The organism is Moritella yayanosii, assembly GCF_900465055.1.
Lineage (GTDB): Bacteria > Pseudomonadota > Gammaproteobacteria > Enterobacterales > Moritellaceae > Moritella > Moritella yayanosii.
Genome location: NZ_LS483250.1, coordinates 3,599,997 through 3,613,110, shown reverse-complemented (window position 1 = coordinate 3,613,110; position 13,114 = coordinate 3,599,997). Strand labels below are relative to the sequence as shown.

1 protein-coding gene, 2 tRNA genes, 6 rRNA genes and 1 pseudogene are annotated in these 13,114 nt (G+C 46.6%); 1 reads left to right on the top strand and 9 read right to left on the bottom strand.

The features are described from left to right. Positions 1-46: 46 nt before the first annotated feature. The 5 genes from rrf (MORIYA_RS16755) to MORIYA_RS16735 form a co-directional block, all read right to left on the bottom strand. A 5S ribosomal RNA gene (rrf, locus tag MORIYA_RS16755) occupies positions 47-162 on the bottom strand. 151 nt (positions 163-313) lie between these two features. Next, positions 314-3,207: ribosomal RNA gene (locus tag MORIYA_RS16750) — 23S ribosomal RNA — on the bottom strand. 277 nt (positions 3,208-3,484) lie between these two features. Further along, positions 3,485-3,560: transfer RNA gene (locus MORIYA_RS16745), tRNA-Ala, on the bottom strand. Between the two features lie 24 nt (positions 3,561-3,584). After that, positions 3,585-3,661 (bottom strand) — tRNA-Ile (locus MORIYA_RS16740). Positions 3,662-3,738: 77 nt separating this feature from the next. After that, positions 3,739-5,283: ribosomal RNA gene (locus MORIYA_RS16735) — 16S ribosomal RNA — on the bottom strand. A 993-nt stretch (positions 5,284-6,276) separates the two neighbouring features. On the opposite strand from MORIYA_RS16735, the pseudogene MORIYA_RS16725 reads away from it, so the two are divergent. Continuing rightward, positions 6,277-6,847: pseudogene (locus tag MORIYA_RS16725) on the top strand (IS630 family transposase); the annotation flags it as partial. A gap of 76 nt (positions 6,848-6,923) precedes the next feature. Here MORIYA_RS16725 and rrf (MORIYA_RS16720) read toward each other — a convergent pair. From rrf (MORIYA_RS16720) to MORIYA_RS16700, 4 genes are all read right to left on the bottom strand, one after another. Beyond that, a 5S ribosomal RNA gene (gene rrf, locus MORIYA_RS16720) occupies positions 6,924-7,039 on the bottom strand. A 150-nt stretch (positions 7,040-7,189) separates the two neighbouring features. Continuing rightward, positions 7,190-10,083: ribosomal RNA gene (locus MORIYA_RS16715) — 23S ribosomal RNA — on the bottom strand. 291 nt (positions 10,084-10,374) lie between these two features. After that, positions 10,375-11,919 (bottom strand): 16S ribosomal RNA (locus MORIYA_RS16710). Together the 16S, 23S and 5S rRNA genes with 2 tRNA genes alongside form the textbook arrangement of a ribosomal RNA operon. A gap of 589 nt (positions 11,920-12,508) precedes the next feature. Continuing rightward, complete coding sequence (locus tag MORIYA_RS16700) at positions 12,509-13,045, bottom strand: DUF924 family protein (RefSeq protein ID WP_112716985.1); 537 nt, start codon at positions 13,043-13,045, stop codon at positions 12,509-12,511. Positions 13,046-13,114: the final 69 nt, after the last annotated feature.

Here is a 13,114-nt window from a genome sequence, read left to right as displayed (position 1 = left end):
AAAAAAAACCGACATCAGTAATGATGTCGGCTTTCTCTAATTTGGCGCTTGGCAATGCCCTACTCTCACATGGGGAGACCCCACACTACCATCGGCGTTATTACGTTTCACTTCTGAGTTCGGGATGGGATCAGGTGGGGCCGCAACACTATGGTCACCAAGCAAATCTGGTTTGCTTTCTATAAGAAAATTAATTTCTATTGTTAATCTGAAAAGCTATAAATAAAGAAGTCTTTAAACCCTATCTTGCGATAAATAGTCGTGTTCAATCGTATTCTTAAGTCATATTTCAATTAATCATACTTTAATTTGTATGGTTAAGCCTCACGGGTAATTAGTACAAGTTAGCTCAATGCCTCACAGCACTTACACACCTTGCCTATCAACGTTGTAGTCTCCAACGGCCCTTCAGGGAGCTTAAAGCTCCAGTGAGAACTCATCTCGAGGCCTGCTTCCCGCTTAGATGCTTTCAGCGGTTATCAGTTCCGAACTTAGCTACCGGGCAATGCCATTGGCATGACAACCCGAACACCAGTGGTTCGTCCACTCCGGTCCTCTCGTACTAGGAGCAGCTCCTCTCAATTCTCAAACGCCCACGGCAGATAGGGACCGAACTGTCTCACGACGTTCTAAACCCAGCTCGCGTACCACTTTAAATGGCGAACAGCCATACCCTTGGGACCAACTTCAGCCCCAGGATGTGATGAGCCGACATCGAGGTGCCAAACACCGCCGTCGATATGAACTCTTGGGCGGTATCAGCCTGTTATCCCCGGAGTACCTTTTATCCGTTGAGCGATGGCCCTTCCATTCAGAACCACCGGATCACTAAGACCTACTTTCGTACCTGCTCGACGTGTCTGTCTCGCAGTTAAGCTGGCTTATGCCTTTGCACTAACCACATGATGTCCAACCATGTTTAGCCAACCTTCGTGCTCCTCCGTTACTCTTTGGGAGGAGACCGCCCCAGTCAAACTACCCACCAGACACTGTCCGCAACCCCGATAAGGGGCCTACGTTAGAACATCAAACGTACAAGGGTGGTATTTCAAGGTTGACTCCACATCATCTAGCGACAATGCTTCAAAGTCTCCCACCTATCCTACACATGTAGGTTCAATGTTCAGTGCCAAGCTATAGTAAAGGTTCACGGGGTCTTTCCGTCTAGCCGCGGGTACACTGCATCTTAACAGCGATTTCAATTTCACTGAGTCTCGGGTGGAGACAGCGTGGCCATCATTACGCCATTCGTGCAGGTCGGAACTTACCCGACAAGGAATTTCGCTACCTTAGGACCGTTATAGTTACGGCCGCCGTTTACCGGGGCTTCGATCATGAGCTTCGACCTAAGTCTAACCCAATCAATTAACCTTCCGGCACCGGGCAGGCGTCACACCGTATACGTCATCTTGCGATTTTGCACAGTGCTGTGTTTTTAATAAACAGTTGCAGCCACCATTTCTCTGCGACCAACAATAGCTTACGGAGCAAGTCCTTCACCATCATTGGCGTACCTTCTCCCGAAGTTACGGTACCATTTTGCCTAGTTCCTTCACCCGAGTTCTCTCAAGCGCCTTAGTATTCTCTACCTAACCACCTGTGTCGGTTTGGGGTACGATTCTCTTATATCTGAAGCTTAGAGGTTTTTCCTGGAAGCCGGGTATCAACTACTTCATCTCCGTAGAGACTCGTCATCAGTCCTCAGCCTTAAGTGCGCCCGGATTTACCTAAGCACACAGCCTACAACCTTAAACATGGACAACCATCGCCATGCTAGCCTAACCTTCTCCGTCACCCCATCGCAATATAAGTGAGTACAGGAATATTAACCTGTTTTCCATCGACTACGCCTTTCGGCCTCGCCTTAGGAGTCGACTCACCCTGCCCCGATTAACGTTGGACAGGAACCCTTGGTCTTTCGGCGTGGAGGTTTTTCACCCCCATTATCGTTACTCATGTCAACATTCGCACTTCTGATACCTCCAGCAAGCTTCTCAACTCACCTTCGACGGCTTACAGAACGCTCCTCTACCATGCAAAGAACACGTCTTTGCATCCGTAGCTTCGGTGGTATGTTTAGCCCCGTTAAATCTTCCGCGCAGACCGACTCGACCAGTGAGCTATTACGCTTTCTTTAAAAGATGGCTGCTTCTAAGCCAACTTCCTGGCTGTCTGAGCCTTTCCACATCGTTTCCCACTTAACATACACTTTGGGACCTTAGCTGACGGTCTGGGTTGTTTCCCTTTCCACGACGGACGTTAGCACCCGCCGTGTGTCTCCCGCGATTGAACTTATTGGTATTCGGAGTTTGCAAAGGGTTGGTAAGTCGGGATGACCCCCTAGCCTTAACAGTGCTCTACCCCCAATAGTTAGACGCGAGGCGCTACCTAAATAGCTTTCGAGGAGAACCAGCTATCTCCCGGTTTGATTGGCCTTTCACCCCCAGCCACAAGTCATCCGCTAATTTTTCAACATTAGTCGGTTCGGTCCTCCAGTTGATGTTACTCAACCTTCAACCTGCCCATGGCTAGATCACCGGGTTTCGGGTCTAATCCCAGCAACTATTCGCGCAGTTAACACTCGGTTTCCCTACGGCTCCGCTATTCGCTTAACCTTGCTACTGAAATTAAGTCGTTGACCCATTATACAAAAGGTACGCAGTCACCCAACAAAGTAGGCTCCCACTGCTTGTACGTATACGGTTTCAGGTTCTATTTCACTCCCCTCACAGGGGTTCTTTTCGCCTTTCCCTCACGGTACTGGTTCACTATCGGTCAGTCAGTAGTATTTAGCCTTGGAAGATGGTCCTCCCATATTCAAACAGCATATCACGTGTGCCGTCCTACTCGATTTCACAATAAGGTCGTTTTCATGTACGGGACTATCACCCTGTATCGTGGCACTTTCCAGAGCCTTCCATTAACTTCCAAACTGCTTAAGGGCTAGACCCCGTTCGCTCGCCGCTACTAAGGGTATCTCTATTGATTTCTTTTCCTCGGGGTACTTAGATGTTTCAGTTCTCCCGGTTCGCTTCGTAACGCTATGTATTCACGTTACGATACCTTACAAAGTAAGGTGGGTTCCCCCATTCGGACATCTGTGGATCAATGCTTTTTATCAACTCCCCACAGCTTAACGCAGATTAACACGTCCTTCATCGCCTCTGACTGCCTAGGCATCCACCGTATACGCTTAGTCACTTAACCATACAATCTAAAGTCGACCGTACAATTGAAATAACTAGGTATTATCTAGTTTTTTTCGCCTCAAGAATACTCAAGAACACTCTATTGTTATTGCCAAAGCAATAACGTGTTTTAAGAACTTCTTTATTTATTCAGCTTTCCAAATTTTTAAAGAGCAATTTGCTAAAAAGCAAAGTTTTCGTCTCTAACTCTGAATTTTAGAGTTAAAAAAACCAAAGTTAATTCGTTTGCTATTCATAAGCAGATTTAACTTTGGTCTCTTCCTGAGAACATGATGTGGTGGAGCTATGCGGGATCGAACCGCAGACCTCCTGCGTGCAAGGCAGGCGCTCTCCCAGCTGAGCTATAGCCCCACATCATAGAGTTCGTAAGAAGATTGGTAGGACTGAGTAGATTTGAACTACCGACCTCACCCTTATCAGGGGCGCGCTCTAACCAACTGAGCTACAGTCCTATCGCATTTCTTACATGCTTTTCAACTTTCTATTCAAGCAATTTGTGTGGGCACTTACAAAAATTAACAACTTTACGTAAGGAGGTGATCCAGCCCCAGGTTCCCCTAGGGCTACCTTGTTACGACTTCACCCCAGTCATGAACCACACCGTGGTCATCGCCCTCCCGAAGGTTAAGCTAATGACTTCTGGTGCAGCCCACTCCCATGGTGTGACGGGCGGTGTGTACAAGGCCCGGGAACGTATTCACCGTGACATTCTGATTCACGATTACTAGCGATTCCGACTTCATGGGGTCGAGTTGCAGACCCCAATCCGGACTACGACGCACTTTGTGGGATTCGCTTACCATTGCTGGTTTGCAGCCCTTTGTATGCGCCATTGTAGCACGTGTGTAGCCCTACTCGTAAGGGCCATGATGACTTGACGTCGTCCCCACCTTCCTCCGGTTTATCACCGGCAGTCTCCTTAGAGTTCCCACCATTACGTGCTGGCAAATAAGGATAAGGGTTGCGCTCGTTGCGGGACTTAACCCAACATTTCACAACACGAGCTGACGACAGCCATGCAGCACCTGTCTCATAGTTCCCGAAGGCACCAATCCATCTCTGGAAAGTTCTATGGATGTCAAGAGTAGGTAAGGTTCTTCGCGTTGCATCGAATTAAACCACATGCTCCACCGCTTGTGCGGGCCCCCGTCAATTCATTTGAGTTTTAACCTTGCGGCCGTACTCCCCAGGCGGTCTACTTAATGCGTTAGCTTAAGAGCCCAGTTCTCAAGGAACCAAACTCCGAGTAGACATCGTTTACGGCGTGGACTACCGGGGTATCTAATCCCGTTTGCTACCCACGCTTTCGCATCTGAGCGTCAGTTACTTGCCAGGTGGCCGCCTTCGCCACTGGTATTCCTTCAGATCTCTACGCATTTCACCGCTACACCTGAAATTCTACCACCCTCTCAAGAACTCTAGTTTGCCAGTTCGAAATGCAGTTCCCAGGTTGAGCCCGGGGCTTTCACATCTCGCTTAACAAACCGCCTGCATGCGCTTTACGCCCAGTAATTCCGATTAACGCTCGCACCCTCCGTATTACCGCGGCTGCTGGCACGGAGTTAGCCGGTGCTTCTTCTGCGAGTAACGTCACAGTGATAACGTATTAAGTCACCACCTTTCCTCCTCGCTGAAAGTACTTTACAACCCTAAGGCCTTCTTCATACACGCGGTATGGCTGCATCAGAGTTTCCTCCATTGTGCAATATTCCCCACTGCTGCCTCCCGTAGGAGTCTGGACCGTGTCTCAGTTCCAGTGTGGCTGATCATCCTCTCAGACCAGCTAGGGATCGTCGCCTTGGTGAGCTCTTACCTCACCAACAAGCTAATCCCACTTGGGCTCATCTAGTCGCGAGAGCTTTCAAGAAGAGGCCCCCTTTCACCCGTAGGTCGTATGCGGTATTAGCAGTCGTTTCCAACTGTTGTCCCCCTCGACTAGGCAGATTCCCAAGCATTACTCACCCGTCCGCCGCTCGACGCCAGAATAGCAAGCTATTCTTCGTTTCCGCTCGACTTGCATGTGTTAAGCCTACCGCCAGCGTTCAATCTGAGCCATGATCAAACTCTTCAATTAAAAGTTTTTGACTAATTGCCTAAGCAATTAAGTCGGCTCAATGAATTCTGTACTTCAACAATAAAACCGAAATTCTATTGTTTATAAAACTACCATCTTTCGATTTAAGTTTATGTTCACAATTACATTGATATAATATTTGGTCATTATATCTCTGCAAGTGCTCACACAGATTGCTTGAATAAATTGTTAAAGAGCGTTGACCTTGACGCCTTGCGTCGTAGTCAGGCTGCGTATTATACGCAAACCAAATTCGAAGTCAAGCACATATTCATGCTTTATTCAGGACGTTTAAAAAGTAACCGAAGTTGCTTTTTAACACCTTACTGAACGACGTTCGCCGTGTCAGTGAGATGCATTATAGGGATTTAGATCACATTGGCAATCCATTTTATGCACTTATATTGATTTAATATTTAACGCAGAAAAAACCAGCAATAACACGCACATTAATGATCACGATTCATACGAACGATGATAATTCCAGCGTATTCGATACACCGACACAACCACTGCGTGCTGACCTCAATAACAAAAGTAACGACCAAGGTTATTTAGTCTAGTCGCGACCTATCAATAACGCCACAAATACGCAAAATAAATACACTTTACCCGTGAATAATGAGGTCGCTCACGAAAAAAGAGTCGCGAAACACTGCTTAATGTAAAAATTAGCCACTATTTCGTTATAACAAATAATAAAAATGGCCTTAAATACATAAAAACTGCCTACAGCGGGGTTCTATTGTCTATCGCCAGGTTTCATCACACCAGAGCGGTGCTTGTAATTTAGCACGAGCAATAATACCCATCCCTTTAATTTTATGATCTAATATGCGTCTCAAAAGAAGGTACATAATTTTTCTAAAATCATTGCTTCAACATCGAATACCAAAATGCGAATTCGCTTACTTGTGGTCTCACATTTTGTTGATGGTAAAAGCAGAACTGAAATATAAAATTGCTTAAAAGTCAGTCGCACCAGTGTCAATAAGTGAATTTGATGTGCTTTACCAAAAAATCAATACCTATCACTTGCTGCATGAACTGAACTTAAGTTGGATCACGACACGTTCAAAGCATCCCCGACAGCCATTGGAAGCTCAAGATACTTTTAAAAAAATCCCCAATGGAAACGATCCTTAAGATCCCCGGGCATGTGGCTTTAAAAAACGTTGAAATCTGGTTTCAGGATGAAGCACGATTTGGCCAGTATAATACAACCTTTCGAATATTGGCTGAAAAAGGCGCAAGACCTCGTGTTGTCCAGCACCAAAATTTTGGATATGCCTACCTTTTTGGTGCTGTCTGCGTGAATAACGGAAAAATAGAAGCCATGATAACCCCATTCAGTAATATGGAATATATGCATGAGCATCTCAAATTAATTTCACCATCAACGCAGCCAGGTAAACACGCAGTGGTCATAATGGATCAAACAAGTTGGCATCAACAACATTTAGATAATGAATTTGAAAATCTAACTATTATCCATATTCCCCCGTACTCACCAGAATTAAATCCAATTGAGCAAGTATGGTGTTGGTTACGAAAAAAGGAATTGGTATAATCCTGTAGCCATAAATTACAGACACAAAAAAGCCGACATCAGTAATGATGTCGGCTTTCTCTAATTTGGCGCTTGGCAATGCCCTACTCTCACATGGGGAGACCCCACACTACCATCGGCGTTATTACGTTTCACTTCTGAGTTCGGGATGGGATCAGGTGGGGCCGCAACACTATGGTCACCAAGCAAATCTGGTTTGCTTTCTATAAGAAAATTAATTTCTATTGTTAATCTGAAAAGCTATAAATAAAGAAGTCTTTAAAACCTATCTTGCGATAAATAGTGCGTTCAATCTATTCTTAAGTCAAAATTTCAATTAATCATACTTTAATTTGTATGGTTAAGCCTCACGGGTAATTAGTACAAGTTAGCTCAATGCCTCACAGCACTTACACACCTTGCCTATCAACGTTGTAGTCTCCAACGGCCCTTCAGGGAGCTTAAAGCTCCAGTGAGAACTCATCTCGAGGCCTGCTTCCCGCTTAGATGCTTTCAGCGGTTATCAGTTCCGAACTTAGCTACCGGGCAATGCCATTGGCATGACAACCCGAACACCAGTGGTTCGTCCACTCCGGTCCTCTCGTACTAGGAGCAGCTCCTCTCAATTCTCAAACGCCCACGGCAGATAGGGACCGAACTGTCTCACGACGTTCTAAACCCAGCTCGCGTACCACTTTAAATGGCGAACAGCCATACCCTTGGGACCAACTTCAGCCCCAGGATGTGATGAGCCGACATCGAGGTGCCAAACACCGCCGTCGATATGAACTCTTGGGCGGTATCAGCCTGTTATCCCCGGAGTACCTTTTATCCGTTGAGCGATGGCCCTTCCATTCAGAACCACCGGATCACTAAGACCTACTTTCGTACCTGCTCGACGTGTCTGTCTCGCAGTTAAGCTGGCTTATGCCTTTGCACTAACCACATGATGTCCAACCATGTTTAGCCAACCTTCGTGCTCCTCCGTTACTCTTTGGGAGGAGACCGCCCCAGTCAAACTACCCACCAGACACTGTCCGCAACCCCGATAAGGGGCCTACGTTAGAACATCAAACGTACAAGGGTGGTATTTCAAGGTCGACTCCACATCATCTAGCGACAATGCTTCAAAGTCTCCCACCTATCCTACACATGTAGGTTCAATGTTCAGTGCCAAGCTATAGTAAAGGTTCACGGGGTCTTTCCGTCTAGCCGCGGGTACACTGCATCTTAACAGCGATTTCAATTTCACTGAGTCTCGGGTGGAGACAGCGTGGCCATCATTACGCCATTCGTGCAGGTCGGAACTTACCCGACAAGGAATTTCGCTACCTTAGGACCGTTATAGTTACGGCCGCCGTTTACCGGGGCTTCGATCATGAGCTTCGACCTAAGTCTAACCCAATCAATTAACCTTCCGGCACCGGGCAGGCGTCACACCGTATACGTCATCTTGCGATTTTGCACAGTGCTGTGTTTTTAATAAACAGTTGCAGCCACCATTTCTCTGCGACCAACAATAGCTTACGGAGCAAGTCCTTCACCATCATTGGCGTACCTTCTCCCGAAGTTACGGTACCATTTTGCCTAGTTCCTTCACCCGAGTTCTCTCAAGCGCCTTAGTATTCTCTACCTAACCACCTGTGTCGGTTTGGGGTACGATTCTCTTATATCTGAAGCTTAGAGGTTTTTCCTGGAAGCCGGGTATCAACTACTTCATCTCCGTAGAGACTCGTCATCAGTCCTCAGCCTTAAGTGCGCCCGGATTTACCTAAGCACACAGCCTACAACCTTAAACATGGACAACCATCGCCATGCTAGCCTAACCTTCTCCGTCACCCCATCGCAATATAAGCGAGTACTGGAATATTAACCAGTTTTCCATCGACTACGCCTTTCGGCCTCGCCTTAGGAGTCGACTCACCCTGCCCCGATTAACGTTGGACAGGAACCCTTGGTCTTTCGGCGTGGAGGTTTTTCACCCCCATTATCGTTACTCATGTCAACATTCGCACTTCTGATACCTCCAGCAAGCTTCTCAACTCACCTTCGACGGCTTACAGAACGCTCCTCTACCATGCAAAGAACACGTCTTTGCATCCGTAGCTTCGGTGGTATGTTTAGCCCCGTTAAATCTTCCGCGCAGACCGACTCGACCAGTGAGCTATTACGCTTTCTTTAAAAGATGGCTGCTTCTAAGCCAACTTCCTGGCTGTCTGAGCCTTTCCACATCGTTTCCCACTTAACATACACTTTGGGACCTTAGCTGACGGTCTGGGTTGTTTCCCTTTCCACGACGGACGTTAGCACCCGCCGTGTGTCTCCCGCGATTGAACTTATTGGTATTCGGAGTTTGCAAAGGGTTGGTAAGTCGGGATGACCCCCTAGCCTTAACAGTGCTCTACCCCCAATAGTTAGACGCGAGGCGCTACCTAAATAGCTTTCGAGGAGAACCAGCTATCTCCCGGTTTGATTGGCCTTTCACCCCCAGCCACAAGTCATCCGCTAATTTTTCAACATTAGTCGGTTCGGTCCTCCAGTTGATGTTACTCAACCTTCAACCTGCCCATGGCTAGATCACCGGGTTTCGGGTCTAATCCCAGCAACTATTCGCGCAGTTAACACTCGGTTTCCCTACGGCTCCGCTATTCGCTTAACCTTGCTACTGAAATTAAGTCGTTGACCCATTATACAAAAGGTACGCAGTCACCCAACAAAGTAGGCTCCCACTGCTTGTACGTATACGGTTTCAGGTTCTATTTCACTCCCCTCACAGGGGTTCTTTTCGCCTTTCCCTCACGGTACTGGTTCACTATCGGTCAGTCAGTAGTATTTAGCCTTGGAAGATGGTCCTCCCATATTCAAACAGCATATCACGTGTGCCGTCCTACTCGATTTCACAATAAGGTCGTTTTCATGTACGGGACTATCACCCTGTATCGTGGCACTTTCCAGAGCCTTCCATTAACTTCCAAACTGCTTAAGGGCTAGACCCCGTTCGCTCGCCGCTACTAAGGGTATCTCTATTGATTTCTTTTCCTCGGGGTACTTAGATGTTTCAGTTCTCCCGGTTCGCTTCGTAACGCTATGTATTCACGTTACGATACCTTACAAAGTAAGGTGGGTTCCCCCATTCGGACATCTGTGGATCAATGCTTTTTATCAACTCCCCACAGCTTAACGCAGATTAACACGTCCTTCATCGCCTCTGACTGCCTAGGCATCCACCGTATACGCTTAGTCACTTAACCATACAATCTAAAGTCGACCGTACAATTGAAATAACTAGGTATTATCTAGTTTTTTTCGCCTCAAGAATACTCAAGAACACTCTATTGTTATTGCCAAAGCAATAACGTGTTTTAAGAACTTCTTTATTTATTCAGCTTTCCAAATTTTTAAAGAGCAATTTGCTAAAAAGCAAAGATAAACATTGTATTGTTTATCTTTGCTTTCTCGCGTCTTACGATGAGTAAGACATACTTTTCAACTTTCTATTCAAGCAATTTGTGTGGGCACTTACAAAAATTAACAACTTTACGTAAGGAGGTGATCCAGCCCCAGGTTCCCCTAGGGCTACCTTGTTACGACTTCACCCCAGTCATGAACCACACCGTGGTCATCGCCCTCCCGAAGGTTAAGCTAATGACTTCTGGTGCAGCCCACTCCCATGGTGTGACGGGCGGTGTGTACAAGGCCCGGGAACGTATTCACCGTGACATTCTGATTCACGATTACTAGCGATTCCGACTTCATGGGGTCGAGTTGCAGACCCCAATCCGGACTACGACGCACTTTGTGGGATTCGCTTACCATTGCTGGTTTGCAGCCCTTTGTATGCGCCATTGTAGCACGTGTGTAGCCCTACTCGTAAGGGCCATGATGACTTGACGTCGTCCCCACCTTCCTCCGGTTTATCACCGGCAGTCTCCTTAGAGTTCCCACCATTACGTGCTGGCAAATAAGGATAAGGGTTGCGCTCGTTGCGGGACTTAACCCAACATTTCACAACACGAGCTGACGACAGCCATGCAGCACCTGTCTCATAGTTCCCGAAGGCACCAATCCATCTCTGGAAAGTTCTATGGATGTCAAGAGTAGGTAAGGTTCTTCGCGTTGCATCGAATTAAACCACATGCTCCACCGCTTGTGCGGGCCCCCGTCAATTCATTTGAGTTTTAACCTTGCGGCCGTACTCCCCAGGCGGTCTACTTAATGCGTTAGCTTAAGAGCCCAGTTCTCAAGGAACCAAACTCCGAGTAGACATCGTTTACGGCGTGGACTACCGGGGTATCTAATCCCGTTTGCTACCCACGCTTTCGCATCTGAGCGTCAGTTACTTGCCAGGTGGCCGCCTTCGCCACTGGTATTCCTTCAGATCTCTACGCATTTCACCGCTACACCTGAAATTCTACCACCCTCTCAAGAACTCTAGTTTGCCAGTTCGAAATGCAGTTCCCAGGTTGAGCCCGGGGCTTTCACATCTCGCTTAACAAACCGCCTGCATGCGCTTTACGCCCAGTAATTCCGATTAACGCTCGCACCCTCCGTATTACCGCGGCTGCTGGCACGGAGTTAGCCGGTGCTTCTTCTGCGAGTAACGTCACAGTGATAACGTATTAAGTCACCACCTTTCCTCCTCGCTGAAAGTACTTTACAACCCTAAGGCCTTCTTCATACACGCGGTATGGCTGCATCAGAGTTTCCTCCATTGTGCAATATTCCCCACTGCTGCCTCCCGTAGGAGTCTGGACCGTGTCTCAGTTCCAGTGTGGCTGATCATCCTCTCAGACCAGCTAGGGATCGTCGCCTTGGTGAGCTCTTACCTCACCAACAAGCTAATCCCACTTGGGCTCATCTAGTCGCGAGAGCTTTCAAGAAGAGGCCCCCTTTCACCCGTAGGTCGTATGCGGTATTAGCAGTCGTTTCCAACTGTTGTCCCCCTCGACTAGGCAGATTCCCAAGCATTACTCACCCGTCCGCCGCTCGACGCCAGAATAGCAAGCTATTCTTCGTTTCCGCTCGACTTGCATGTGTTAAGCCTACCGCCAGCGTTCAATCTGAGCCATGATCAAACTCTTCAATTAAAAGTTTTTGACTAATTGCCTAAGCAATTAAGTCGGCTCAATGAATTCTGTACTTCAACAATAAAACCGAAGTTCTATTGTTTATAAAACTATAAATCTTTCGATTTAAGTTTATGTTCACAATTACATTGATATAATATTTGGTCATTATATCTCTGCAAGTGCTCACACAGATTGCTTGAATAAATTGTTAAAGAGCATACTGAGCGGCTGTTGCCGTGTCAGTGGGGTTGATTATAGAGATCGGGGGTTCATTGGCAAGTGTTTTACTAAAATTGATGACTATTTTATTGAATTCGACTAAAAAACGTGCAAAAAGCGCTATTTTAAGACTTTTAACTAGTGCATAATGGCAATAACCATCTTTATAAGGAACACAATCCCCGTTCATCACCAAATACGGCGCCATATAATGGTAGATATAATGGTTAATCTCCCTGCACTTTAATCAACTGCTCGATAACGTAAAGCAAGAACCGCGCTGAAGAATCACAGTGAAGATACCCGCCATAAAACTCAATCAGCACAACAACAGGTATCCACACAAGTGCAGCAGATATTAAGTATCTTTGCCTACTAGACCTAGAAACTAGAAACTTGAGCCAGGCGTATCGAGAAACGCCCGTTCTTCGACTGTCGATTTTCGACCTAAAATAGTATTACGGTGCGGATAACGGCCAAACTGTTCGATAATCGCTTGATGTTGCAATTCAAAATCAAGGTTAGTTTGAATATCATTACCTTGATATAAAAATACCGCTTGTTGATGGATTATGGCAGATTCGCTGTGCATAAAAGGTAAATACAGAAAACTACATTGCAACTGCGAGAGTTCTTTATCCGCACCAAAAGCTATCGCCTCCTGAGCAAGTACTAACGCCATACTGTCATACACAAATGCGCGCGGTGTATCACGAAACATGTTTCGCGAAAACTGATCCAAAATGATAATTTCAGCTAACCGCCCTTCAGCACTGCGACGCCAATGGAATAATTCCCCCGCAACAGCACGCTGATGCAATTCACTAAAACGAGTTAAAATTGTCTGATCAAACTCGCTATCTTTAATCCACCACTTGGCTGGGTTAATGTCTTCAAACCAAAACTTAATCACGTCTTTATACATAGCTAAAATCCATCTCCTATGATCCCACCAATTGAGTATAGGTTAACGAGAAACACAGAGCCCACTCTA

Excerpts from the sequence above, each read along its gene's own strand:
- MORIYA_RS16700 (WP_112716985.1), bottom strand. The coding sequence starts at position 13,045 with ATGTATAAAGACGTGATTAAGTTTTGGTTTGAAGACATTAACCCAGCC.